The following is a 24,549-nucleotide window of genomic DNA, read 5'->3' on the forward strand; positions in this document are numbered from 1 at the left end:
TTACATTCATTCCATATGAAGTTATCCGATTTTAAATTCGAAGTCCCAAAAAAATTAATCGCCTTACATCCAACCGATAATAGAGACGAGTCTCGTCTTATGGTAGTCCATAGAAAAACAGGTGAAATCGAACACCGACTTTTCAAGGATATTACTGATTATTTTGGAGAAGGTGATGTTTTTGTGATGAACAACACCAAAGTTTTTCCTGCTAGACTTTACGGAAATAAAGAAAAAACAGGTGCGAAAATCGAAGTATTCCTTTTGAGAGAATTGAATCAAGAATTGAAGCTTTGGGATGTGTTGGTTGACCCTGCTAGAAAAATCCGAGTTGGCAATAAGCTTTACTTTGGAGATAGCGACTTGGTAGCTGAAGTTATTGATAATACTACATCAAGAGGTAGAACAATCAGATTTTTATTTGATGGTTCGGAAGAAGAGTTTTACAAGACTATCGATACGTTAGGCGAAACACCTCTCCTGAAAGAGTTTATAGACAGGAAAGTTGAGCCTGAAGACAGAGAAAGGTATCAGACGATCTTTGCAGAGCATGTAGGTGCTGTAGCTGCGCCAACAGCAGGTTTGCATTTCACACCTCATTTGTTGCGTAGATTGGAATTGAAAGGTGTTGAGGTTTCTCCAATTACTCTTCATGTTGGCCTTGGAACATTCCGTCAGGTGGACGTAGAGGACCTGACCAAGCATAAAATGGATTCTGAGAATTATGATATTCCGCAGAAGACTGTGGATTTAGTAAATCGTTCTTTAGATAATAAGAAAAGAGTTGTGGCAGTTGGAACTACTGTTTTGAAGACTATAGAGTCTTCAGTGACGGCTAACAATAGATTGAAAGTGAGCAGTGGATGGACAGATAAGTTCATCATTCCTCCTTATGATGTAAAAATCGCTAACACATTGATCACCAACTTTCACTTGCCTGAATCGACTTTGTTGATGACAGCGTCTGCATTTGGAGGATATGACTTGATCATGAAAGCTTACAAAGAAGCAATCAAAGAGAAATATCGTTTCTTCTCCTATGGAGATGCAATGTTAATCTTATAATAACAGAAAGGCTCCTCAAGAGCCTTTTTTTATTTTTATAAATTCCCCAACTTGCTGCTCGGAAAAAGTACCAAAAAAAGTCTATGAAAAAGTATGCAATTATCGTTGCGGGAGGTAGTGGCACAAGAATGGGAGCACCCATGCCAAAGCAATATTTGGAGATTGGTGGTAAGCCTATTTTGATGCATACTATATTTCGATTTTTTGAAGCCGAACCTGACATTCAATTGATTCTTGTAATTCCTGAAAAGGATTTTCAACTTTGGAAAGATCTATGCCTTCAATTTAGTTTTACTGTCCCCCATAGATTGGTTTCAGGAGGAAATAGTAGATTCCAATCTGTGAGAAATGGTTTGGATACACTTACTGATTTGGATGGACTTGTGGCCATACATGATGGTGTTCGTCCTTTTGTGAACGTGGACGTAATCCAAGAAAGCTTTGAGGTAGCCAATAGGAAGGGGAGTGCCATTGCTGTGGTGGCTTTAAAGGATTCTATAAGGAGATTGACGGATGATGGAAAATCTGTTTATCAAGAAAGACAATATTTTCGCTTGGTTCAGACTCCACAGACTTTTCAAATCCAAAAGATTAAAAAGGCTTTTGATGTGACGGAGTTGCATACATTTACTGACGATGCTACAGTTTATGAGCACCAAGGTTGGCAAGTGACTTTGATTGCAGGTAATTTGGAAAATATCAAAATCACTACTCCAGAAGATATGGCTTATGCAGCTTATCTCTTCAATATGTAGCTTCACTAGGTATTTACCGATCGGTTACCCTCGTTTACCGAATATTTACCTTACCTTACCTATTTTGACTTCCTGATTTTTGTTTTCTCGTTTAGTTTTGGTCATTATTAACAATCAAAACACTTTAAATCATGGCAAATCAGAAATTTTCAACACAAAGTAATAATTACACCTTAGGGATTATCTTGGTTGTGGTAGGTGGTATCATTTTATTGAAGAAATTAGGGTTTTTCTTACCCTTATGGCTTTTGAGCTGGCCAATGGTCTTCATTGCAATCGGGTTGGTGATCTTAGTAAGTCAGCAATTTAAAAGTGGCTCAGGATATTTTTTCTTATTGTTTGGTTCATATTTTATGTTAAAAAAACATGTTGATTTGCCAGATGGATTTGAGGGATATTTTCTTGCAGGAGGTTTGATCGCAGTAGGGCTTTATTTTATTCTAAATCAAAAATCCATCAAGATCCCTGACTACAATCAGTCTATGAAGAATGAACCTTTTGGATACAATGCACAAGAAGCTGAAGTTATTGGAGATGAAAATTCAACAACTTCCGAAAGTAGTACAAACAGTGGCTTTGACCAACCTGAGATTCTTACATCTCAAGCATTTTTATCAGGCGATCAGCGCAGGATTCTTTCTAAAAATTTCAAAGGAGGAAAAATTTCAGCCATTCTGGGTGGTTCAGAGATTGACCTTTCTCAGGCAGACATGACCGAACCTGCGATGCTTAATATAGAAGTTGCTTTAGGTGGGGTAAAGTTGATTGTACCTCCTCACTGGAGCGTGCAGGTGAATGTTTCCAATGTGCTTGCTGGCGTGGAAGATAAGCGTCTTTACGCGCATGTGACTCCAGATCCGAAGAAAATTTTGAAAATTTATGGTTCGGTTATCCTTGGAGGTTTGGAGATTAAATCTTTCTAATCCAACTTGTAATTGTGATAAGCTCAGCACTCAGTTTCAAAGATAAAACTTGGTATAAAGCCATTCTGATCATCTTCCTTTGGGTGATTGGAGTGGCATACCTGATCCATCAATACGAGCCTGGGTTTGTCAATGCTTTGATTGATGTTGGGGTTCATACGTTATTTCTATTGATTGCTTTTTTCTTTTTAGAGAATATCTTTCGATTCTATACTCCACAGGAAAAGCATTTTTTAATTTTCTTAGCATTTCCCTTATTGCTTTCAACCCTTGTTTTTTTCTTGGGAAAATTCACTGTAGAACTCGTTCTTAATCAAAATAAGGAGTATTTAAGCTTTTTCAAGGAAATCAATCTGTTGTACGCCTTTGTTATTTTTCTAATTATACTAGGGTATGCACTTTTGTTATTGTTTCATTCAAAGTTAGATAGTCAGATCAAAGCAATGGAACGTGCGGATCAAATGGAGCGCTTGGCTAGGGAAGCCGAACTTTATCAATTAAGACAACAACTTCAGCCCCATTTCTTGTTCAATAGTTTGAATTCTATCAGTTCGTTAGTCAAAAGAAAACCTGTTGAAGCTAGAGAGATGGTGTTGCAGCTGTCTGATTTCTTGAGAAAAACGATTAGGAAGGAGAACAATAAATGGATCAAGGTTGCTGAAGAATTAGAATATTTGAGGTTGTTTATTGGAATCGAGAAATTACGGTTCGGCCATCGTTTATCTGTTGATTTTATAAGTGATGCTGCAACCGATAAACTTGTTCTACCTCAATTGATGGTTCAGCCACTTTTGGAAAATGCAGTCAAACATGGACTTTATGGTGTACTTGGAGATGTTTTGATCAGCGTTGGATTTGAAGTAGAAGATCAGTATTTGAAAATAAGTATTTCAAATCCATATGATCCAGAAGCTGGGCAAGCCACTGGCGAAGGGTTTGGTCTAAAAGCAGTGAAGCGAAGATTGTTTTTGCTTTTTGGGAGGCATGATTTACTTCAAGTAAAGGAAGGTAAAAATCTTTTTGTTGTAGAACTTAAAATACCACAAAACTATGATCAATATAGTAGTCATTGATGATGAACCGTTAGCAGCAGAGTTGATTTTAGAGTACTTATCGGATTATGAGCAGACATGCGTTTTAGCTGTCTGTCATGATGGATTTGATGGGCTTAAGACGATCAAAGAACTCCAACCTGATTTGATTTTCTTGGACATACAAATGCCAAAGATTACTGGTTTGGAAATGCTAGAATTATTAGAAAACCCTCCTGCTGTAATTTTTACAACCGCTTATGATGAATATGCTGTGAAGGCTTTTGATGCTCAGGCTATAGACTATTTACTCAAGCCATTTTCAAAAGAGCGTTTTGGTAAAGCCATTGAGAAGTTTCTAGTAATGGGAGATAATCTTAAGGAGCTTGGTAAATATAATTTTACTAAAATGGAAGCTCCTGGAGTTTCAGAGCGAATTGTTCTTAAGGATAAAAATGAAATCAAAATCATCCCTTTTTCAACGATCCAATATTTGGAAGCGAATGATGACTACGTGAATATTTACACAAGCGAGGGGAAGTTTTTGAAAAACAAGACAATGAAGTATTTTGAACAAGTTTTAGATGACAAGGCTTTCGTGAGAGTGCACCGTTCTTATATTGTCAAAGTCACAGAAATCACAAAAATAGAAGGATATGAAAAAGACAGCTTCTTGCTTATCCTCAAATCAGGAGAGAAAATCCCTGTAAGTAAGTCTGGCTATCCAAAGTTAAAATCAGTCTTAGGGATATAAAAAAAGAGCCTCAAGGGCTCTTAATTTTTTTAGTATTCATCTTCATTAAAGAAGAAATCATCTTTTGTTGGATAATCAGGCCAAATCTCTTCGATATTCTCGTAAGGCTCACCGTCATCCTCCAATTCTTGAAGGTTCTCTACGACTTCCAAAGGCGCACCCGAGCGAATCGCATAATCAATTAATTCGTCTTTGGTTGCAGGCCATGGAGCATCCTCTAAGTATGATGCAAGTTCTAATGTCCAGTACATAGTGTCAATGTTTTAATGTTTACCGCCTTAACGGGTTGCAAAAATAGAAATTGTTTTAAATTTTCAATCTTAAACTCAATATTTGTTTGAAAGTTCCTTCAATATAAAATTTTTCACATCTATTTTTCTTCGGAAGGCACTTATTTTTCTTCTCAACATGATCTCAAAATCGGGTTCATTGCTTTTGAAGTTCTCAGCATTTTCTTTCACAGTTTTCAATTCACTTTCGTCCCTATGAATCAAGTCCCTTAAAATTGAAGCTTTGATCTTACTTTGCTCTGATTCTGGAAGGTCACGTAATTCAGAGTTTTTCGTGATTGCGAGTTTGTTTAGAAAGGATTTCTCAAACACAATCTCAGAATAGTAAATAAAATTCCTGGTGATCAAATTCGCATCTCTAGGTCTTGTCTGACTCAAAGGTTTCCACTCATTCTGTAATTTCCGAGCTTGAGAGACTGTCATTGGAGAAGTGTCCAAATATGCCAATTTCTTCATATCCTCAGCAAGGGATTCCATTTTGGAAAGTATTTCTCTAGGATTCAACCTTGGTCCGGATTGCATCTCTCGCTTAAACCTGCTAAAGATTCGATTGTTCAACTTAGAAAATTCATCCCAAAGTGGTTGTCTTTTTTCTGCTGGGACTTTGCCAGAAGTCTTCCATTCTTTTTGAATTTTTTTACTGATCTCGAAAGCCTTTTTGGCATCAGGATTATTAAAAGCTTCCTGAGCTTGTCTGACCAAATCTTCGTAGATCTTAATATTTTCCTCAGCCTGAACAGCCATTTCTTCGAAGAATACTTTTCTATTGTCAAAGAAAGTATCTACCGCTTGATTGAAAGCGTTCTCAATTTGTTCTTCAAATTCTTTCTCAACAGGACCGGTTTTGATCCATCTGAGTTTTAGATTTTTGTATTCTTCGGTAGTCTCTTTCCAGTCCGTGTTGTCTTTCAAAGCCTCAGCTTCCAAAATCAAACCTCTCTTGATTTCTAGATTTCGTTCCCTGTTTTTTTGGATGATTTCTTCAAGATAGATTTCCAGCTTGTTGAGCTCTTCGATCAAAGGAACAAAATCACCCAATGCATCATATTGCATCAGTGAATCTCTCAAATGAATCAACTTCATCAGGAAGGATCCTTTGTTCTGATTTTCTTCAATATCTTTTTTTAGATTCTCTACTTTCTCTTTGATAGTAGCAAATCGATCTTCAAAGTACTTAAGGGTTGACGCTTCGTCTTCTTTCACCTCACCAATCACACGATCAGCTTGATTCAAAAATCCCTTTAAAAATACCTTATTGTCCTTAATGTATCCGTATGGATGTTCCATTTTGATTTAATAGGTTGTAGATTTTTTCTTGCTTTCTGCAAATTAATTAATTCAAAACCATTTATCCTAAGAAAGCCCTTTTTTTGCATCTTTGTCTTTCAGTTTATTCATTTTAATAAAAAAACTATACAATGAGCGGAGAAAAAATCATATTTTCAATGGCGGGGGTGTCTAAGATTTATCCTCCTCAGAAGAAAGTTCTGAAAGATATTTACCTATCATTTTTTTACGGAGCAAAAATCGGTGTTTTGGGTCTCAACGGATCCGGGAAAAGTTCCTTGTTAAAGATCATTGCAGGAATAGATAAAGAGTTTTTGGGAGAGGTAGTTTGGTCCCCCGGCTATTCTGTCGGGATGCTAGAGCAAGAGCCTCAGCTTGACCCTACCAAGACGGTGAAAGATATCGTGGAAGAAGCAGTTTCCGAGACAGTCGCTTTGCTGAAAGAATTTGAAGCTATCAATGAGCAATTTATGGATCCAGCCTTGATGGAAGATCCTGATGCGATGGATAAGTTGATCGAGAAGCAAGGAGATGTGCAGCAGAAGCTTGACGCTGCCAATGCTTGGGAGTTGGAGACGATGTTGGAGAAAGCTATGGATGCGCTTAGACTGCCTCCAAGTGATGCTATTGTCGGCAATCTTTCTGGTGGTGAAAAAAGGAGAGTAGCCCTTTGTCGACTTTTGCTTCAAGAGCCAGATGTTTTGCTTCTTGATGAACCTACCAACCACCTCGATGCTGAGTCAGTTCTTTGGCTTGAGCAACATCTCAAACAATACAAAGGAACTGTTATCGCAGTGACTCACGATAGGTATTTCTTAGATAATGTCGCAGGATGGATTTTAGAATTGGATAGGGGAGAAGGGATACCTTGGAAAGGAAACTACTCTTCTTGGCTAGATCAAAAGCAAAACAGGTTGAAACAAGAAGAAAAAACCGAATCCAAAAGGCAGAAAACGCTCGAAAGAGAATTGGAATGGATCAGAATGACTCCGAAAGCCCGTCAGGCCAAAGGAAAAGCACGTCTAAGTGCTTATGACAAACTGATCAGTGAAGAAGGAAAAGAAAGAGAAGCTAAGCTAGAACTTTATATCCCACCTGGGCCGAGACTAGGGGCTAAAGTGATTGAAGTCAATGGGGTTTCTAAAGCTTTTGGAGATAAATTATTGTTTGAAGATTTGTCTTTCAATCTGCCTCAAGGAGGGATTGTAGGAATCATCGGTCCAAATGGTGCTGGTAAATCTACACTCTTCAAATTGATCACTGGGAGAGAAAAAGCGGATGCCGGTAACTTTGAAGTAGGTGAGACGGTGAAGCTCGCTTATGTGGATCAAGAGCATGATACTTTGGATCCAAATAAATCGGTTTATGAATCGATTTCTGGAGGCAATGAAATCATTAAACTGGGGAACAAAGAAATGAACTCCCGAGCCTATGTCGGAAAATTCAATTTCACAGGTTCGGATCAGGAGAAAAAAGTGGGCGTACTTTCAGGTGGAGAGCGGAATAGAGTTCACTTGGCGATGACACTTAAGGAAGGCGGAAACTTACTCTTACTCGATGAACCTACCAACGATCTCGATGTCAACACACTGAGAGCTTTAGAAGAGGCCTTGGAAAACTTCGGTGGATGTGCAGTGATCATTTCCCACGATAGATGGTTCTTGGATAGGATTTGTACCCATATCTTGGCATTCGAGGGAGATTCTCAGGTATATTGGTTTGAAGGAAACTTCTCCGATTATGAAGAGAACAAGAAAAAACGTCTTGGCGATTTGACTCCGAAAAGGATCAAATATAAGCCTTTGAGGTAATAATTAAATCATATAAGAACCCATTAAATTCAACCGATGATTAATGGGTTCTTATATATTTTTTGAGTTTAAACTTCATTAAAACGGGTTCTTCAAGGTCCATATCTTCCAAGAGATTTAATAATTTTATATCCTTTACATTTTTTTCTTTAATTCTTTGGGTAATGTAATCTTGGTAAACTGCCACAACATCAATATTTGAAGCTGCATAATAGAATTCACTTTCTTTGGAATAGGAAAGTATACTGTAAGGACCTGTAAAAAACATCCATACAAAAACATCACCTTTACCTTTGGCGGCATGGTGCATATTCTGATGTCCAAATGTCTCACCGCTTGACAATCTAACTCCAAGCGTATACCCATTGCTTAACCCTTCTCTAAATTCATAATAACACAAGAACTCTCCATCATCACCAATTTCAAATTTGCTAAGAATATTTTTTTTGATTTTATCTGCGGGATTTATGTAAGAACCGTGGTCAAAAATATTTTTTTCTTCAAATTTATTGGGAAAGTCAATCAAGTAAACTAAGGAATCTTCCTTTTGATTCTCTTTGATTTTATAGATTTTGGAAGATAATGGGTAAGTGTAAAATTCTTTGTTAATAAATCCTGAATAATTTAAAGGGATAAAATTTTTGCTAGGATTTACCATCATTTTTTGATCTATTACTTCTCCTGATTGATTATATATGCTTATATTAAATTTATTACTCTCTTCACCTAAATAAGAATAGAGTGCTAAATTGCCAGACTCGAGGACACCGAACTGAGAAGCCCAATTTTTTAATTTAATCTTCTTAAGAAATTTCAAATCACTGTCAAATTGCAAGATTGCATGGTCTGCTCTTGAAAATATATTTATGATATTAGAATTTTGATCAATATCAAAATCTGAGGCTTCTTTATATTCTTCAGGTCCTTCTCCTATTTTTCCAACTTGAGCAATATAGTTCCCATTAGAATCAAAGGCTATCAGTATGTTGTTTTTACCGTCAAGGACAATAAGTTTATTTTCCATTTCTTGAATTTTGGAAACGGATGTAAGTTTGAATTCATCTGGCGTATTAAATTTAATATACTCAACATCTTTCATTAAATCTCGGGGGGAGATTAAAGAATCAAAGTTTTTGACATTTTTGAAGTCAATTAATTTGGTATTCATAAATTCATTACTTTCCTCACTTTTACTACATCCAAAAAGTATTACGTAACAAATTAAAAATTCACATATTCGCTCCATAAAATTTTAGTTTGGACAGGTTGTCTTTGTTTTAATTTGAACTATTATGGTTAATTTTTATCAAGATAATACTTTTTTCCATCCGTAAATCGATATCGATTAAATTTTTGGTTTACATATATTTCTTATGTTTGTAAATATTTAGTAGACAAAAAACCTCTTCAAAATCGCTAATCAAACTACTTATGAAATTTGAATCTCTTTCTGTTTTAGTTTGTTTTTTGTTTTTTTCTTCATGTTCCAATAATGAAGACAAGAGGTTAGTACCATTAAAATTTAAGAAAATTGGTACCATTTCCTTAAAGCTTGACGATGAAACTTCAGGTAAAAGCAGTTATTATGATTTAGTGGAGATGGAAGAGGATGTTTTTTTGGCTTTTTTGAATAAGACTAATAACTCTGTTTACTTTTACAATCTTAAAAATCAAGAACTAGAGAAGAAAATTTATTTTGAGAAAACTGGTCCAAATGGAGTAAATGAGGTAACGGGTTTTCTAATTCAAAGTGAAGATTCAATATTTGTTTATTCTTATAATGGGCGTAGAATAAGTCTATTAAATAAAAATCTTGAAGTAATAAATAGATATTCTATTATTAGTGATGAAAGGGAGGTCAATCCACAAGTTAATTCACTTCGAAAGATACATAAGGTTGATAATATTTTGATCTTAAATAGCTGGGGTTCCCAAAGAGAATATTATAAAAATCACGATTTTCCAAATAGTATATTGACATTTTTAGATTTAGAAAACAATAAGCTTTCATACGATGTAACTTATCCTAAAAAGTATACTGAGGGTATCTGGGGAACTCAACTTTATCAAGTCTATCATGATTTTAATACGATGAACAATGAACTTATTTTAAACTTTCCAATTGATGATAAAATTTACATCTATGATTTTGAAAATAAATTATTAAAATCAGAAAAGGTAAAAAATGATATTCCTCTGTTAATAAATCCACTGTCAAAATCACAAGAAAAAATTTCCATTGATTTATTGTCAGAGTTGAAAATTATAAAATCCCAAAAAACTTATTATTTCATAAGATTTATAAATGAATTAGAAATTTATATCCGGATAATCAATAAAGAAATTTCTGAAGAAGACTTGAATTCTGGTGATCTATCCAAGATCTCATTTGGAGAATCTACTTTACAATTTATAAACAAAGATTTTGAACTGATTAGCGAAGTTCATCTTGATAAATCTTATTTTCTTCCATCTTTATTCTATAACAATGGAAATATATACATCGAAAAATTTCAGTCAGACAATGAAGATATTCTCAATTTTGATGTGTTTAACTTCAGCATCATGCCAAATTGATAAAGCCAAATTTAATTAGTCTCGAAATGAACAAAAAAATACTAAATATCGCCATTGCTATCCATGCAGCTATTTTAGCACCGCATTATTTGGGTATTGAATACCTAGGGAGTATAAGAGGGGCGATTTGGGTTTCCATGATCTTTCTATTACTGGTAAATTTTCTCCATATGTTTTGGATTGAGTGGAAAAAGCAAAAAGAGATCAAGTCCAAACAAAAATTATAAGCTTTATTGATGTTTTACCTGTGGAATATTTTTCATTAGTTCAGTTTTAAAAATCATTTATAAACTTTTTTAAATCACCAAGTTCTTTTTTGTTTCTTTACTCTGAAAATCCAAGCAGGAAATATATGAGAACTATTTTGCTAAGGCCAGGAGCTGAAGAGTTGAATTATGAGATCAGGGGTATTGTCAAAAAGGCAAGGCAAATCGAAGCTTTGGGGCAAACAATCACTTGGGAAAACATTGGAGATCCAATTCAAAAGAATAATAAGATTCCAACCTGGATGAAGGAGATTGTCTCTGAATTGGTTAGTCAAGACCATACTTACGGCTATGCAGATTCCAAGGGAGTGTTAGAGACTAGGAAGTTTTTGGCAAATTTGAACAATCAGAAAAAAGGCGTCCAAATCACTGCAGACGATGTGCTTTTCTTTAATGGTCTTGGAGATGCTATCGCCAAGTTGTATCAATTTTTAATCCCAACGGCTAGAATTATAGGTCCTTCTCCTGCTTACAGTACGCATAGTTCCGCTGAGGCAGCGCATGCCAATACAGCACCAATTACCTACAAGCTAGATCCAGATAATCAGTGGCTTCCTGATATGGAAGACCTCTACAACAAAGTTAAATACAATCCCAGCATTGTCGGGATTCTAATCATCAATCCAGATAATCCAACAGGGATGGTTTATCCCAAAGAAGTTTTGGAGGATTTTGTGAGGATCGCTAGAGAATTCAAGCTCCTTCTGATTGCGGATGAAATTTATCAAAACATCACGTATAATGGAATTCTAGCTGTAGCATTATCTGAGGTGGTTGGCGACTTGCCTGCAATTTCCATGAAAGGAATATCCAAAGAATTTCCTTGGCCAGGTTCTCGCTGTGGATGGATGGAATTTTATAATCGAGGGGCTTCCAAGGAATTTAGTAAGTATGTGCAAACACTAGAAAATGCTAAAATGATAGAAGTTTGCTCTACGATTTTGCCACAACTTTCTATTCCAAAAATCATGTCGCATCCCGATTATGCAGAATATCGTCAAGCGGAAAACTTTAAAATTGGCCAGAGAAGTAAGCTGATGGAAGAGTTGCTTTCTGGTATTCCCGGCATCAAATTTAATCCTACGCAAGGGGCATTTTACAATACTATTGTTTTTGAAGAAATCTATCTCAGTCCAAATCAGTTTTTACCAATTGAAAATAAAGAAATCAAAGCTTTAATGGAGTATTGGCTGAAGGAAGAAAATATGCCGATGGACAAAAGATTTGTGTATTATTTATTGGCTTCTACAGGAATCTGCGTAGTCCCAGTATCTTCTTTTTGCTCCGATTTGAGAGGGTTTAGAGTGACCTTGTTAGAAGATGATGAAGCAACTTTTAAAGATACATTTACTAGACTAGCAGATGCTATTAAGGTCTATTTGGGGTTGTAGGGTTAAAAAAGTTAGTTGTATTATCAAGCTTCATTATAAATTATCTAAACTAAAAATAGTTCGACCCCTTTGGGGTCGTTGGTTATCGAATCAATATCTGCCTTCCACCGGATTTGCATCCGGGGTTAATTATGGTTTAACCACTTCGTGGTTATTAATTTTAAATTAATGAACCGAATTTTTTGATTTTGAATATTTTTCTGCGCCCTCTGCACCTTGGCTTTCTTTGCGAGCAAGCTAAATCCTTGCACTTTTTAATTCCCCGTTCTCCACATTGCTCTGTAAAATAATTTTCTGAGTTCCTCAGGAGATTCTCTTTGGGCGAGGCCTTCGTGTTCGCGGACATCGATTGAAGTAGCAGGAGGGGTGAATTTCTCTTCCAAATCCTCTACGGGGTTTTTGAGAAGTGAGTTGAGGTCAGGTTGCCCAGCATCAATCCATGCACTGTACCAAAAGTCAGCAATCATCTTGATAGAGCGTTTCATCTGCCTTTCTACTTGTCCAGCAAGCATATCATTATAGGCTTTTGTAAACTCCTTCGAATACACTTTTGTATTGATACCGCCTCTTTCTTCAAAACTGAATTTCTTGTCCTCAGGAAATCGCTGACTAAGAATTTTTTCAAAATTTAATACAGAATCCAAAGCTAAATGTGCTCCGATAATCGCATCCCATGCTTCAAGTTGGGTGTTGGGAATGTATTCGGCTTGTCCTACAAAAAAGTCAAAATCATCTGAAAGCAATTCTGGAACTCGACTTTCCCAAAAGGCGTGGATGCCATATTGATTGGTGAGTTGTCCGTTATAATTCTTGGTGGTGTGCAAGGGAACATTGATATCGCCGATATAATGACCCAAATCAGCAGCAAGTCTTAGGATAGCTTTTTGGTCCTTTTTTTTGAAAGCTTCTGTCAATTGATTTTTGGTATTGTAGGCATTCCAAGGGCCGATGCCGTGTTTTCTTAATTCCTCTTCTCCAAATTTCTCCACAGCCTTATTCCAATATCTTGGCAAAATATAAACGGCACTATCGCCATATACATCAGCATCTAGAAAATGCTTTTCAGCTTCACCCTTTACAGCATAACGCCTTCTGTCAGGATTGACCGCGTTTTCGGTGATAAATTGGATGTTAGATTTAAAAAAACCAATCATTTCCGGTGGAAGTGAGAAGATCGCTAAGCGATTGATTCTCTTGTGTGCAAAAAATCCCCAAGCCACGATATCTGTGCTTAAGAATAAAAAGATAACTGAAAACGCTAAAAATCTTTGCATGAATAAAAATAATAAAAAATTCACAATTCAGATAATAAAAATTAATGCTACATTTGTGCTTCTATAGCGGTATAAGAATAAAAATTCCCGCCATTTCTTTGCTTTCCAAGGTTAAGTTTAGAAATTCTATTGCGTTTAAAAATTAATCCATTAACTTTGCACTCCATTTAGGAATAAGGGGATTGTTAAAAGAAATTAAGTAAATTAAGATATGGCAAATCACAAATCGGCACTTAAAAGAATTCGTGCAAACGAAGCCAAACGTCTGAGAAACAGATATCAGGCCAAAACAACTAGGACTTTTATCAAAAGATTGAAATTGACTACTGATAAAGTAGAAGCTCAAGAACTTTTGAAAAAAGTAACTTCTATGATTGATAAATTGGCTAAGAAGAATATCATTCATAAGAACAATGCTTCAAACAAAAAATCAAAATTGACTAGATTAGTCAATGCTATAGCTTAAAATCTAAGCTGTAAAAATATATAAGAGCCCTGATCTTCCGATCAGGGCTTTTTTTGTTACCTAAAAATCCCTATTTTTAGTTCATCCAATTTACTCACTTTTAATATTTTAACTTTTATGGATGATTATCAATCGATCAAAATATCTGCTTTAGCAGAAGAGGACAGGCCAAGAGAGAAGTTACTTTTAAAGGGTAGGTCAGCATTATCTGATGCAGAGCTGATTGCTATACTTATCGGATCAGGGACGAAATCGCTCAGTGCAGTAGATCTATCAAAGCACATCCTTGCATCTGTCAATTATGACTTAGCCTCTTTGGCTAGAATGTCTGTTAAAGATTTACAACAATTCAAAGGGATTGGTGAAGCAAAAGCGATTACCATTGTGAGTGCATTAGAATTGGGCAGAAGGCGGAAAAACGAAGTTCCTCAGAAACGACAAAAAATCAGTTCTTCTAAGGAAGCTTATGATCTGATGAAACCTGATCTGATGGATGAATCTGTAGAATCGTTTTATATCATCCTGCTAAATCGCAATAACCAATTGATCAAAAAGCAACTGATCAGCAAGGGAGGGACCAATGCCACAGTGGTCGATCCAAAAGTGATATTTAAGTATGCGCTAGAAGTGATGGCAAACTCCATAATTCTGGTTCATAATCATCCTTCAGGGAATCTCAAACCCTCAGAACAAGACAAAAGGCTGACTCAAAAATTGGTTGGTGCAGGGGAAAGTTTGGACGTTATAGTCATGGATCATGTAATATTCGCAGATTGTGGCTATTTTAGCTTCGCAGATGAAGGAATATTATAAAGGATGAGTACTAAAAATATTTTATTGACTATCGTAACGGTAATTGCATTGGCAGCCGTCATTTATACATTGACCAAAGCAGATGATCCTGAGGTTTATATCGAAAAGATTGAGAAAGAGCGAGAAAAGCAATTCAAATTCCTAAGGTTCAATCCCGAGTCACCTTTGGATGCAGAACAAAAAAACAACTTAGGAGCTTTGAGTTTTTATCCCATTGATCCAGCCTTCAAAGTCAGAGCGAGGTTAGTTCCGGCCGAAGACCGAAAGGTGATCACCATTCCAATGACTGACGGATCTGAGGAGAAATATATCAAACACTCCTATGCTGAATTTGATCTGAAAGGCGCTCCTCAAAGGTTACTTTTACTCCAAGGAATGAATGAAATCGACAAGCGTAACTTCTTTTTGGCTTTTGCTGATTCCACAAGTGGATTAGATACTTATGGTGGAGGTCGCTACCTCAACCTGAGACAAGACGGAAAAAATAGTGTTTCCATAGATTTCAACCTGGCTTATAACCCTTATTGCGCTTACAACCCTGATTTTGCATGTCCTCTTCCTCCCAGAGAGAATTTGATGGAACTAGGAATTCTTGCAGGTGAAAAAGATTATAAAAAGGAGTAAGTTTTACAAACCTTCCTATAAATGGAAAGAAAAGTAAAAAAATAGCTTCTATTGCCTTCCTGCCTATCCCAATTCTCTTAAATTTGTGCCTTATTCTGAAATAACTTGAATTCATGAAAATTTCTATAAATAGACTGAAAGATTTTATACTGCTTGATCAATCTTCTGAAGAAATCGCTTCGTTGCTGACCGGTTCTGGTCTTGAAGTGGAGGGGATAGAGCGTTTTGAATCGATCAAAGGGGGCTTGGAAGGGATTGTCATCGGAGAAGTTCTTACCTGCGAAAGACATCCAAATGCTGATAAGTTGAGTGTCACTACAGTAGACATCGGAACTGAAGTGGTGCCTATCGTCTGCGGAGCGCCAAATGTGGCGGCTGGACAAAAAGTGGTAGTAGCCACCGAAGGTTGTATGCTGTATCCAAGTTCTGGAGAACCTTTTCAAATTAAAAAAGCAAAAATCAGAGGTGAGGTATCTCAAGGAATGATTTGTGCCGAAGATGAAATTGGTTTTGGAGAAAGTCATGCAGGAATCATGGTTTTGGACACAGACTTACCAAATGGATCTTCCGCCGCGGATTACTTCAAGGTTGAAAATAGTGATGTTTTGGAAATTGGGTTAACGCCAAATAGAGCTGACGCTGCCTCACATCTGGGTGTAGCGCGCGACCTGAGAGCACTTTTGAACAAAGAAATCTGTCTACCACCCGTAGACAAGTTTAAAGTTGATCACACGAATTTGACCATCCCTGTTTCAGTCGAAAGTGCAGAAGATTGCCCTAGATACGCAGGATTGACAATTTCTAATATCAAAGTTGGCCCATCTCCAGCTTGGCTTCAAAACTATCTGAAAGCCTTGGATTTGGAACCGATCAATAATATCGTAGACATCACTAATTTTATTCTTCATGATTTGGGTCAGCCGCTTCATGCTTTCGATGCAGAGCAGATCGGTGGAGGAAAGATTCATGTGAAAAAATTAGCCAAAGACTCAAAATTCATCACGCTTGACGATAAGGAAAGAAAACTTTCTGGCGAAGAATTGATGATTTGTGATGAAAATGGAGGGCTTTGTATAGCAGGTATTTTTGGAGGAAAAGGCTCTGGTGTCTCAGATACTACGACAAAAATTTTCTTAGAAAGTGCATATTTCTCACCAGATATCATCAGAAAAGGAAGTCAATTCCACGGGCTCAAAACAGATGCTTCCTTCAGATTTGAAAGAGGGACTGATCCAAATATGCCGATTTATGCATTAAAAAGGGCAGCGCTTTTGATTCAGGAATTAGCTGGAGGAGAAATTTCATCTGAGATCATTGACATTTATCCGAATCCAGTCGCAGACTTTGAGATAGATGTGTTGTACAAACATGTGGATAGATTGATTGGAAAGCATATCCCAAAAGATCAGGTAAAATCGATCTTAAAAGGGCTGGAGATAGATGTGATCAACGAAAAGGAAGATGGATTTACAGCGATTGTGAAGCCTTACAGAGTTGATGTGACTAGAGAGGCTGATGTGATCGAGGAGATATTGAGGATCTATGGTTTCGAAAATGTAGCCTTATCAGAAAATCTTAATGCAGATTATCTGGCAGAGCATCCAGTCAAAGACTTGAATAAGTTGCAATACAGACTGAGTGAAGTACTTTCTGGTCTTGGTTACTTTGAGATCATCACCAATTCATTGACCAAGCCTATTTATGTAGAGAAATCTACCCATCTCAAATTAGAGGACAATGTTGTCATTCTCAATAAGCTGAGTGAGGACCTTGGTGTGATGAGGCAAAGTCTTCTTTTCACAGGTTTGGAAGTGTTGGCGCACAATATCAACAGAAGACAAAAGGATTTGAAATTATTCGAATTTGGATCCGTTTACTTCAAAGAAGCAGAAGGGTATAGAGAAGAAAAGAGACTTTCACTTTTCTTGACAGGTGAGAAAACAGCAGAGAGCTGGTTAGAGCCGTCCAAAGACGTTCAATTCCCAGATCTATATGCTGTGGTAGAGCTGATATTGGAAAAGCTAAGTATTGATAATGTCACTGTTGAAATTGTTCATAGTGCCCCGTTTGATTACGCTTTGCAGCTTAATTTAGGAACCAAAATCTTAGGAACTGTTGGGATGTTGGATACATCAATCAGCAAGTTAGCGGAAGTGAAACAGGCAGTTTTATTTGCGGAACTCAATTGGGATTTGCTTTGCAAAAAGTCAAAAGGCTTGAAGAAATATCAAGAGATTTCAAAATTTCCGGAGGTAAGAAGAGATTTATCTTTGGTGATAGATAAAAAAGTTACATTTGATGAAGTAAAAAAAGTAGCTTTAAAGGTTGGTGGAAAGTTATTGCAGCGCATTGGTGTGTTTGATGTTTATCAAGGAGATAAGATTGAAGCAGGCAAAAAAGCTTATGCTTTGAGTTTTTATTTGCAGGATTTGGAAAACACATTGACAGATAAAATTATTGATAAAACCATGAGCCGATTGATTCAAAGCTTTGAGAATGAGACCGGTGCTTTTATCCGAAAATAAAAAATGATTCACGAAGAACTCCAACGATTAGAGAAGCTAGCTACTCAGGTTAGCAAAAAGCTAGAGCAGATAGAAGAGCAGAATCTAATGCTCAAGCATGAAGTAGATTTCTTGAGATCCAGCATCAAAGAGAAAGATGCTGCGTTGGAGGATTTTAAAAATCAAATTAAAATTACTAAACTTGTAAACAGCATACCAGTGGAAAACATTGAGTCTGCCGAGTTGAGAGAAAGGATCAATAATTATATACAGGAAATCGATAATATAATTGCCTATTTGTCTGAATGATATGGAAACACTTTCTGTGAAAATAAAAATCGGAGATCGCGAATACCCGATGAAGGTAAAAGTGGAGGATGAGGCGAAAATCAGACATGCAGGGAAATTGATTAATGATAAAATCAAAAGATATAGAGAAGAATTTGGCTTGGATGACAAACAGGATTTATTGGCTATGGCAGCATTTGACTGCATGGTGGAATCAATGGAACAAGACAAAGTCAACTCAGATGACAGCGAAATGATAAAGGCAACAATAGCCAAAGTAAACCGTCAGTTAACAGATCTTTTATAATTAAAACCCAAAACTCAAAAAGGCACTTTTTGCTTTCCTAGGAGGTATTATTATATAAAATAACCTATGGGAGAATCATTATACATCATCATTTCAGGTCTAGTAGGACTTGGGATTGGAGCCTTAATTGTGGGCTTTTTTCTGAAAGGAAATAATAAGAAAATCGAAGAAGAAGCTAAGGAAAAAGCTAAAATCATCTTGCGTGAAGCGGAGATGAATGCTGAGTCTTTGAAAAAAGACAGAATTCTTGAAGCCAAAGAGAAGTACTTGAAGCTGAAATCTGAATTTGAAGAAGAGGCTAATAAGAAAAAAGCGATTATCATCACCAATGAAAATAAGCTAAAGCAGAAAGAACAAGTGCTTTCCAAGGAGCTAGAGCAAATCAAGCGCAAAGAAGCTGAACTCGATAGCAAAAAGGAAAATCTAAGTGCTCAGATGCACTCGGTTCAAGTGAAGAAAGATGAGCTCGACAGGGTGACCAATCAGAGAATTGCTGATTTAGAAAAAATCGCAAATCTAACCAAAGAAGAAGCTAGAGAGCAATTGGTAGAAATGCTGAAAGACGAAGCTAATACAAAAGCTTCTTCACACATCAAAGATATCCTAGATCAAGCAAAATTGTCCGCAACTAAGCAGGCCAAAAAAATCGTCTTGGATACCATTCAGAGAACAGCTACAGAGCATGCCATTGAAAATTGTGTGTCTGTATTCAATATCGAAAGTGATGATATTAAAGGTAAAATCATCGGTAGAGAAGGTAGAAATATCAGAGCACTAGAAGCTGCTACTGGAGTTGAAATTGTAGTAGATGATACGCCTGAGGCGATTATTATCTCAGGATTTGATCCGGTAAGAAGAGAAGTTGCCAGATTATCACTTCATAGATTGGTACAGGATGGTAGAATCCACCCAGCAAGAATCGAGGAGGTAGTTGCAAAGACAGAAAAAAACATAGACGAGGAAATCGTTGAAATAGGAGAACGTACTTGTATAGAACTTGGAATTCACGGCCTTCATCCTGAGTTGATCAGAATGGTGGGAAGAATGAGATTCCGTTCTTCTTATGGTCAAAACTTACTTCAACATTCCAAAGAAGTAGCCAAGCTTTGTGCTACCATGGCAGCTGAAATGGGCTTGAATGCTAAGATGGCCAAAAGAGCAGGTTTGCTGCATGATATTGGTAAAGTTTATCCTGAGGAAGCTGAGTTACCTCACGCAATTTTGGGGATGGAGCTTGCCAAAAAATACAAGGAACATCCAGAAGTATGTAATGCTATAGGAGCTCACCATGACGAGATCGAGATGACTTCTATGATTTCTCCAATTGTACAGGCATCTGATGCGATCTCAGGCTCTAGACCGGGAGCACGAAGAGAAATCATGGATAGCTACATTAAGAGATTGAAAGATCTTGAGGATCTAGCATTGAGCTTTGATGGAGTAAACAAGTGTTTTGCGATGCAAGCAGGACGTGAACTTCGGGTCATCGTAGATGCTGATAATGTAAGCGATCAGACAGCAAGTCAGCTTTCATTCGATATCTCTCAGAAAATCGAAAAAGAAATGCAGTATCCAGGTCAGATCAAAATCACTGTAATCAGAGAAATGAGATCTGTGAGTTACGCGAAATAATAAATATTAATATTTTAATAATTGTAAAAGGTGTAGGAAAGATTCTACACCTTTTTTAGTTGAGATTCTTTTCCTATTTTAGAGATAATTTTATAGTCTCCAATTCCATTAACCCATCTTTTTGATGTTTGTACTGACGCATTTATTCTTTAGCATAGGAGAGGTTTTTTATTCTTCTTACAAAAATCTAAAGGTTCGAATAGCTAAGAAAAAGTTGTCTGAACAAGATAAAAATATCTTGAAAAATCTCTTTCCCTACTATGCAAAATTGAATGCAAGCCACAAACAGGAGTTTATAGAAAAGGTAGAGTGGTTTATAGCAGAGAAGAATTTTTTGCCACGAGGAGAGTTGATGATGGTTACCCAAGAGATGAAACTTTTGATCTCAGCCACAGCAGTGATGGTTACTTTTGGATTTCCAGGAGTGACTTTAAAACATTTCAAAAAAATACTGATTTATCCTGATTCCTATTATTCGACGATCAATCAGCAATTTCATCAAGGAGAAGTCAATCCAAAGCTGGGAATCATTGTATTGTCTTGGGAGAATTTTGTAAGAGGATTCATTGATTTGCAGGATGGGATAAATCTAGGAATTCATGAAATCGCCCATGCGATGAAGCTCGAAAATCAAATTCATTACAACAGTGAGAGTAATTTCTTCAATCCAACGCTTTGGGGACGATACGCTGAAAATGCATCTCTGGAAATAGAGAAAATCCTAAATGGAGAAGAGACTATTTTCCGCTCCTCTGCAGCAAACAATCAACATGAGTTTTTTGCAGTTGCCTTGGAAGTATTTTTCGAAAGGTCAGTCGAACTCAAAAGCTATAATCAAAGACTCTATCAATCTTTGGTCTACTTGCTGAAGCAAGATCCAATTGTATTGGCTCGAGAGGTTTAATGCAAATTGTTTACAAGCGGTATTGCCATCTTTTTGATTTATTGTGACTTTTGGAGTTATTAATTCTTCCTTTATGAAATCAATCAAAAGCTTACTATCACTCGCTCTATTGTTTCTGTTTGTCCAAGTTTCTGCTCAGGATATCAAATCAACTTACAAGGCAGCGGTAGAAAAACTCGCAAATAAAAAAGAAGTTCAGGATGCTTTTGCTTACATCTTTGAGATTGATGAGCAAACGATAGCTGATATGATCACTTTGACAGAGATTCCTGCACCATCTTTTGAAGAAACAGCAAAAGGCCTGGTTTTCGCAGAAATGCTTCGGAATGCTGGAGCTGATTCAGTTTGGATCGATGAGGTGGGCAATGTCATCGCATTGAGAAAAGGTAAGAAGTCGGATAAAACGATTGTGATCGATGCGCATTTGGATACTGTTTTTCCGATAGAAACTGATGTCACTGTAAAACAAAGAGGTGATACATTATATGCGCCTGGAATAGCTGATGCCAACCGTTCTTTGGCCATGTCGATTGCCTTGATGAAGACGCTTGTACATCAAAATATAAGGACAACACATGACTTATGGTTTGTAGGTTCTGTTGGAGAAGAAGGGCTTGGAGATTTAAAAGGGATGAAACACCTTTTTAGAGAAGGAGGCCATAAAATTGATGCATTTATCGCTATTGATGGTGCAGGGATAGATGGTATTGTCAATGGAGGAATCGGCTCTCTTCGGTACAGAGTTACTTTCAAAGGTTCAGGAGGACATTCCTATGGCGCTTTTGGAATAGGGAATCCGCACAATGCCTTAGCCAATGCGATTTCTAGTTTTGTTCCGAAGGCCGATCAGTTTACCAAAGAAGGAATCAGAACAACATACAGCGTGTCAGTCCTAGGAGGAGGGACTTCAGTGAATTCCATTCCTTATGAATCTTGGATGCTCGTCGATATGAGGTCAGAAAGTCAAGAAAGACTTCAAGGAATCAAAAAATTATTTTTAGAATCAATTGAAGAAGGTTTAGCAAAGGAAAACAGCATTATTCGCAGTGGAGATTCTTTGACAATAGATATCGAAAATGTAGGAGATAGACCTAGTGGATTGCTTGAATCAGAACACCCTTTGGTCCAACAATCGATGGCAGTTGCGAATTACCTTACAGGAAAGCAGCCAAGATTAAGTTCTAGCTCTACGAATAGTAATGTGGCATTTTCATTAGGAATTCCAGCAGTGACAATCGGAAGAGGCGGGCAGGCCGGAGGCGGGCACAGTCTTGATGAATGGTTCCTCAACAAAGATGGCTATCTCGGTCTTCAGAATGCTTTATTATTGATTTTGATGCAAGGGGAATATTAAAAAACGTATTTATCAAAAAACAGAAATCCCAAGCTTAATCAAGCTTGGGATTTCTGTTTTTAAAGACTTTTTATTTCCATTTATTTCACGAAGTATATTTCTACTTTATTTCGCTACACTAACTTCAATTTTACTTCCTCTCCACCTCTCTCAAATTCTCTAATTTCTTATTTCTCAGGAATCCATTGATATCTTCGAAGTGTTCTTTTACACGCTTGTTGCCAAATTCGAAAACTTTAGTCACCAATCCATCTAAGAAATCCCTGTCGTGGGAAACAACGATCAAAGTTCCATCAAAAGCTTTTAGCGCATCCTTGATGATGTCCTTGGTTTTCATATCCAAATGATTGGTAGGTTCATCGAGAATCAGGAGATTGACAGGTTCTAGCAAAAGTTTGATCATGGCTAATCTGGTTTTCTCACCACCAGAGAGTACTTTGACTTTTTTGTTGATGTCATCGCCTTTGAACATAAATGCACCCAAGAGATCTTTGATTTTTCCTCTGATCTCACCAACTGCGATTTGATCGATCGTGTCGAAAATCGTCAAACTTTCATCCAAAAGAGAAGCTTGGTTTTGGGCAAAGTAACCGATCATGGCATTGTGGCCCAATTCACATTTTCCTTCAAAGTCTATTTCTCCCATGATCGCTTTGATCATAGTAGATTTTCCTTCCCCATTTTTTCCTACGAAAGAAACTTTCTGACCTTGTTCGATGGTCATACTTGCATCTTTGAAGACTACATGATCGCCATAGGTTTTTGTGAGCTCTTCTACGATGACAGGGTATTTTCCAGACCTCGGGGATGGAGGGAAGCGCAATTTCAAAGCAGATGAGTCAACTTCATCCACTTCTACGATATCCAACTTCTCCAACATCTTCACACGAGACTGCACTTGCAAAGTCTTGGAGTAAGTTCCTTTAAACCTTTCTATGAATTGAGTTGTCTCAGCAATAAATTTCTGTTGCTCGTCGAATTGCTTCTGCTGCTGCTCTCTTCGCTCTTTTCTCAACTCGAGATAATGGGAGTATTTGGCTTTGTAATCATAAATACGGCCCATCGTCACTTCAATGGTTCTATTGGTGACATTATCCACAAAAGCCCTATCGTGGGAAATCACTACCACAGCTTTGGCTTTTTCTGTTAAAAATTCTTCCAGCCATTGGATGGACTCGATATCCAAATGGTTGGTAGGTTCATCCAAAAGTATCAAGTCTGGTTTTTGTAATAAGATTTTTGCCAGCTCTATTCGCATTCTCCATCCACCGGAGAATTCTGAGGTTGATCTTGTGAAATCAGCCCTTTCGAAACCTAATCCTAAAAGAACTTTTTCAACCTCGGCCTCATAATTTACTTCTTCGATGGCGTAGAATTTTTCGCTGAGTTCGGATACTTGCTCGATGATTTTATAATATTCTTCCGAATCATAATCAGTCCTCACGGTCAGCTCTTCATTAAGCCTATCGATTTCTGTTTTCATATTGAGGTAGGAAGCGAAGGCTTTGGAAGTTTCTTCCATCACAGTGCAATCATCCGCAGTAAGTAAATGTTGTGGCAAATAAGCAATTACCGCATCTTTTGGAGCAGAAACTCCACCTTTGGTTGGCTTGGTAGCTCCCGCGATAATCTTAAGCATCGTGGATTTTCCAGCTCCATTTTTCCCCATTAGGGCTATTTTGTCATTTTCATTGATGGAAAAAGAGACGTCACTAAACAATGCCGAGCCCCCATGCAATACCGCTATGTTATCTACAGAAATCATAATCTCAAATTTGAAGATGCAAATGTAAGGAATAGATGATTGAAAAATTGGAAGATTTGAAAATTCCTCAATGATTGATACGGATCTTATTATTTTAACCTTTCTAGACTTGAATGCTCGATTAAAAAACCAAAAGATGGTCTTCGGAATGGTCTTTGCTTTATATCTTATTGATAATCAAATTTTAAAAAAATGGATAACAGAGAAAAATTAGAGAAGATGGACAGGGCTTTGAGATTGATGCAAGATCTAAGACATAGCCAAGTTGCCATGGTCGAAAAATCTTCTAAGCTTCAAATGGATGCCATGGAATTCAACTTTTCAGAAATGGAAAAAAATATGGGCGATCTTTTTAGCAGATACAATGAATCTCTCGATTTGATCGATGCAGAGGTTGAGCGCTTCGAAATCAAGAGAAATCAATTTGAGCAAAAACATGGCTTAGATAAAATTGAAGAAGAATAGAAA

General features: G+C 37.0%; 24 protein-coding genes. 19 read left to right on the plus strand and 5 right to left on the minus strand.

What is annotated here, in order from left to right; translation table 11 throughout:
- The first annotated feature begins 15 nt into the window (after positions 1–15).
- The 5 genes from queA to IEV57_RS05575 all read left to right on the plus strand — a co-directional run bounded on the left by queA (position 16) and on the right by IEV57_RS05575 (position 4,528).
- On the plus strand, positions 16–1,065 hold the full coding sequence (gene queA / locus IEV57_RS05555; RefSeq protein WP_188440488.1) for a tRNA preQ1(34) S-adenosylmethionine ribosyltransferase-isomerase QueA: 1,050 nt from the start codon (positions 16–18) through the stop codon (positions 1,063–1,065).
- An 83-nt stretch (positions 1,066–1,148) separates the two neighbouring features.
- Positions 1,149–1,820 carry a 2-C-methyl-D-erythritol 4-phosphate cytidylyltransferase gene (locus IEV57_RS05560; protein ID WP_188440489.1) on the plus strand — a complete coding sequence of 224 codons (672 nt, stop codon included), beginning with the start codon at positions 1,149–1,151 and terminating at the stop codon, positions 1,818–1,820.
- 131 nt (positions 1,821–1,951) lie between these two features.
- Positions 1,952–2,743: a LiaF transmembrane domain-containing protein gene (locus IEV57_RS05565; protein WP_188440490.1), complete on the plus strand. Its 792-nt coding sequence runs from the start codon at positions 1,952–1,954 to the stop codon at positions 2,741–2,743.
- A 14-nt stretch (positions 2,744–2,757) separates the two neighbouring features.
- A complete protein-coding gene (locus tag IEV57_RS05570) occupies positions 2,758–3,816 on the plus strand; it encodes a sensor histidine kinase (protein ID WP_188440491.1) in 1,059 nt (352 codons plus the stop codon).
- The gene (locus tag IEV57_RS05575) at positions 3,794–4,528 is read left to right on the plus strand and encodes a LytR/AlgR family response regulator transcription factor (RefSeq protein WP_188440492.1); all 735 of its coding nucleotides are present in this window, start codon (positions 3,794–3,796) and stop codon (positions 4,526–4,528) included. The genes IEV57_RS05570 and IEV57_RS05575 overlap by 23 nt, the downstream gene beginning before the upstream one ends.
- 29 nt (positions 4,529–4,557) lie before the next feature.
- Here IEV57_RS05575 and IEV57_RS05580 read toward each other — a convergent pair whose 3' ends face one another.
- Positions 4,558–4,779 carry a DUF2795 domain-containing protein gene (locus IEV57_RS05580; RefSeq protein ID WP_008625540.1) on the minus strand — a complete coding sequence of 74 codons (222 nt, stop codon included), beginning with the start codon at positions 4,777–4,779 and terminating at the stop codon, positions 4,558–4,560.
- Positions 4,780–4,854: 75 nt separating this feature from the next.
- Complete coding sequence (locus tag IEV57_RS05585; protein ID WP_188440493.1) at positions 4,855–6,105, minus strand: DUF349 domain-containing protein; 1,251 nt, start codon at positions 6,103–6,105, stop codon at positions 4,855–4,857.
- Between the two features lie 131 nt (positions 6,106–6,236).
- On the opposite strand from IEV57_RS05585, the gene ettA reads away from it, so the two are divergent.
- Complete coding sequence (gene ettA / locus IEV57_RS05590; protein ID WP_188440494.1) at positions 6,237–7,916, plus strand: energy-dependent translational throttle protein EttA; 1,680 nt, start codon at positions 6,237–6,239, stop codon at positions 7,914–7,916.
- 40 nt (positions 7,917–7,956) lie between these two features.
- Here ettA and IEV57_RS05595 read toward each other — a convergent pair whose 3' ends face one another.
- On the minus strand, positions 7,957–9,162 hold the full coding sequence (locus IEV57_RS05595; RefSeq protein WP_188440495.1) for a DUF4934 domain-containing protein: 1,206 nt from the start codon (positions 9,160–9,162) through the stop codon (positions 7,957–7,959).
- A 185-nt stretch (positions 9,163–9,347) separates the two neighbouring features.
- Here IEV57_RS05595 and IEV57_RS05600 point away from each other — a divergent pair, with 185 nt between their 5' ends.
- From IEV57_RS05600 to IEV57_RS05610, 3 genes are all read left to right on the plus strand, one after another.
- Positions 9,348–10,493, plus strand: coding sequence for a DUF4221 family protein (locus tag IEV57_RS05600; RefSeq protein WP_188440496.1), 1,146 nt, complete (start codon positions 9,348–9,350; stop codon positions 10,491–10,493).
- A gap of 26 nt (positions 10,494–10,519) precedes the next feature.
- On the plus strand, positions 10,520–10,720 hold the full coding sequence (locus tag IEV57_RS05605; protein ID WP_188440497.1) for a hypothetical protein: 201 nt from the start codon (positions 10,520–10,522) through the stop codon (positions 10,718–10,720).
- A gap of 125 nt (positions 10,721–10,845) precedes the next feature.
- Positions 10,846–12,150, plus strand: a complete 1,305-nt coding sequence (locus IEV57_RS05610; RefSeq protein WP_188440498.1) for a pyridoxal phosphate-dependent aminotransferase — start codon at positions 10,846–10,848, stop codon at positions 12,148–12,150.
- A 254-nt stretch (positions 12,151–12,404) separates the two neighbouring features.
- On the opposite strand, the gene IEV57_RS05615 is transcribed toward IEV57_RS05610, so the two are convergent.
- The gene (locus IEV57_RS05615) at positions 12,405–13,424 is read right to left on the minus strand and encodes a zinc dependent phospholipase C family protein (protein WP_188440499.1); all 1,020 of its coding nucleotides are present in this window, start codon (positions 13,422–13,424) and stop codon (positions 12,405–12,407) included.
- Positions 13,425–13,635: 211 nt separating this feature from the next.
- On the opposite strand from IEV57_RS05615, the gene rpsT reads away from it, so the two are divergent.
- From rpsT to IEV57_RS05660, 9 genes are all read left to right on the plus strand, one after another.
- Positions 13,636–13,890: a 30S ribosomal protein S20 gene (gene rpsT, locus IEV57_RS05620; protein WP_188440500.1), complete on the plus strand. Its 255-nt coding sequence runs from the start codon at positions 13,636–13,638 to the stop codon at positions 13,888–13,890.
- Between the two features lie 117 nt (positions 13,891–14,007).
- Positions 14,008–14,703, plus strand: coding sequence for a RadC family protein (gene radC / locus IEV57_RS05625; protein ID WP_188440501.1), 696 nt, complete (start codon positions 14,008–14,010; stop codon positions 14,701–14,703).
- A gap of 3 nt (positions 14,704–14,706) precedes the next feature.
- The gene (locus tag IEV57_RS05630) at positions 14,707–15,327 is read left to right on the plus strand and encodes a DUF1684 domain-containing protein (protein WP_188440503.1); all 621 of its coding nucleotides are present in this window, start codon (positions 14,707–14,709) and stop codon (positions 15,325–15,327) included.
- Between the two features lie 113 nt (positions 15,328–15,440).
- Complete coding sequence (gene pheT, locus IEV57_RS05635) at positions 15,441–17,852, plus strand: phenylalanine--tRNA ligase subunit beta (protein WP_188440505.1); 2,412 nt, start codon at positions 15,441–15,443, stop codon at positions 17,850–17,852.
- Between the two features lie 3 nt (positions 17,853–17,855).
- Positions 17,856–18,140, plus strand: coding sequence for a hypothetical protein (locus tag IEV57_RS05640; RefSeq protein ID WP_188440507.1), 285 nt, complete (start codon positions 17,856–17,858; stop codon positions 18,138–18,140).
- A gap of 1 nt (position 18,141) precedes the next feature.
- Complete coding sequence (locus IEV57_RS05645; RefSeq protein WP_014770712.1) at positions 18,142–18,426, plus strand: cell division protein ZapA; 285 nt, start codon at positions 18,142–18,144, stop codon at positions 18,424–18,426.
- A gap of 66 nt (positions 18,427–18,492) precedes the next feature.
- Complete coding sequence (rny, locus tag IEV57_RS05650) at positions 18,493–20,058, plus strand: ribonuclease Y (protein WP_188440509.1); 1,566 nt, start codon at positions 18,493–18,495, stop codon at positions 20,056–20,058.
- Positions 20,059–20,182: 124 nt separating this feature from the next.
- A complete protein-coding gene (locus tag IEV57_RS05655; RefSeq protein ID WP_188440511.1) occupies positions 20,183–20,962 on the plus strand; it encodes a zinc-dependent peptidase in 780 nt (259 codons plus the stop codon).
- A gap of 73 nt (positions 20,963–21,035) precedes the next feature.
- The gene (locus IEV57_RS05660; protein ID WP_188440527.1) at positions 21,036–22,316 is read left to right on the plus strand and encodes a M20/M25/M40 family metallo-hydrolase; all 1,281 of its coding nucleotides are present in this window, start codon (positions 21,036–21,038) and stop codon (positions 22,314–22,316) included.
- A gap of 130 nt (positions 22,317–22,446) precedes the next feature.
- Here the strand turns inward: IEV57_RS05660 and IEV57_RS05665 are convergent, their stop codons facing one another.
- Positions 22,447–24,081 (minus strand): ABC-F family ATP-binding cassette domain-containing protein, encoded by a 1,635-nt coding sequence (locus tag IEV57_RS05665; protein ID WP_188440529.1) that lies wholly within the window; start codon positions 24,079–24,081, stop codon positions 22,447–22,449.
- A gap of 192 nt (positions 24,082–24,273) precedes the next feature.
- On the opposite strand from IEV57_RS05665, the gene IEV57_RS05670 reads away from it, so the two are divergent.
- Complete coding sequence (locus IEV57_RS05670; RefSeq protein WP_188440531.1) at positions 24,274–24,546, plus strand: hypothetical protein; 273 nt, start codon at positions 24,274–24,276, stop codon at positions 24,544–24,546.
- Positions 24,547–24,549: the final 3 nt, after the last annotated feature.

The sequence above is a fragment of the Belliella aquatica genome, from assembly GCF_014637795.1.
In the GTDB taxonomy this organism is placed as follows: Bacteria; Bacteroidota; Bacteroidia; order Cytophagales; family Cyclobacteriaceae; genus Belliella; species Belliella aquatica.

Excerpts from the sequence above, each read along its gene's own strand:
- IEV57_RS05660 (WP_188440527.1), top strand. The coding sequence starts at position 21,036 with ATGAAATCAATCAAAAGCTTACTATCACTCGCTCTATTGTTTCTGTTT.
- pheT (WP_188440505.1), top strand. The coding sequence starts at position 15,441 with ATGAAAATTTCTATAAATAGACTGAAAGATTTTATACTGCTTGATCAA.
- IEV57_RS05645 (WP_014770712.1), top strand. The coding sequence starts at position 18,142 with ATGGAAACACTTTCTGTGAAAATAAAAATCGGAGATCGCGAATACCCG.
- IEV57_RS05595 (WP_188440495.1), bottom strand. The coding sequence starts at position 9,162 with ATGGAGCGAATATGTGAATTTTTAATTTGTTACGTAATACTTTTTGGA.
- IEV57_RS05665 (WP_188440529.1), bottom strand. The coding sequence starts at position 24,081 with ATGATTTCTGTAGATAACATAGCGGTATTGCATGGGGGCTCGGCATTG.
- IEV57_RS05640 (WP_188440507.1), top strand. The coding sequence starts at position 17,856 with ATGATTCACGAAGAACTCCAACGATTAGAGAAGCTAGCTACTCAGGTT.
- IEV57_RS05655 (WP_188440511.1), top strand. The coding sequence starts at position 20,183 with ATGTTTGTACTGACGCATTTATTCTTTAGCATAGGAGAGGTTTTTTAT.
- radC (WP_188440501.1), top strand. The coding sequence starts at position 14,008 with ATGGATGATTATCAATCGATCAAAATATCTGCTTTAGCAGAAGAGGAC.
- IEV57_RS05585 (WP_188440493.1), bottom strand. The coding sequence starts at position 6,105 with ATGGAACATCCATACGGATACATTAAGGACAATAAGGTATTTTTAAAG.
- IEV57_RS05575 (WP_188440492.1), top strand. The coding sequence starts at position 3,794 with ATGATCAATATAGTAGTCATTGATGATGAACCGTTAGCAGCAGAGTTG.
- ettA (WP_188440494.1), top strand. The coding sequence starts at position 6,237 with ATGAGCGGAGAAAAAATCATATTTTCAATGGCGGGGGTGTCTAAGATT.
- rny (WP_188440509.1), top strand. The coding sequence starts at position 18,493 with ATGGGAGAATCATTATACATCATCATTTCAGGTCTAGTAGGACTTGGG.
- IEV57_RS05600 (WP_188440496.1), top strand. The coding sequence starts at position 9,348 with ATGAAATTTGAATCTCTTTCTGTTTTAGTTTGTTTTTTGTTTTTTTCT.
- IEV57_RS05630 (WP_188440503.1), top strand. The coding sequence starts at position 14,707 with ATGAGTACTAAAAATATTTTATTGACTATCGTAACGGTAATTGCATTG.
- IEV57_RS05580 (WP_008625540.1), bottom strand. The coding sequence starts at position 4,779 with ATGTACTGGACATTAGAACTTGCATCATACTTAGAGGATGCTCCATGG.
- IEV57_RS05615 (WP_188440499.1), bottom strand. The coding sequence starts at position 13,424 with ATGCAAAGATTTTTAGCGTTTTCAGTTATCTTTTTATTCTTAAGCACA.
- IEV57_RS05670 (WP_188440531.1), top strand. The coding sequence starts at position 24,274 with ATGGATAACAGAGAAAAATTAGAGAAGATGGACAGGGCTTTGAGATTG.
- queA (WP_188440488.1), top strand. The coding sequence starts at position 16 with ATGAAGTTATCCGATTTTAAATTCGAAGTCCCAAAAAAATTAATCGCC.
- rpsT (WP_188440500.1), top strand. The coding sequence starts at position 13,636 with ATGGCAAATCACAAATCGGCACTTAAAAGAATTCGTGCAAACGAAGCC.
- IEV57_RS05560 (WP_188440489.1), top strand. The coding sequence starts at position 1,149 with ATGAAAAAGTATGCAATTATCGTTGCGGGAGGTAGTGGCACAAGAATG.
- IEV57_RS05605 (WP_188440497.1), top strand. The coding sequence starts at position 10,520 with ATGAACAAAAAAATACTAAATATCGCCATTGCTATCCATGCAGCTATT.
- IEV57_RS05565 (WP_188440490.1), top strand. The coding sequence starts at position 1,952 with ATGGCAAATCAGAAATTTTCAACACAAAGTAATAATTACACCTTAGGG.
- IEV57_RS05610 (WP_188440498.1), top strand. The coding sequence starts at position 10,846 with ATGAGAACTATTTTGCTAAGGCCAGGAGCTGAAGAGTTGAATTATGAG.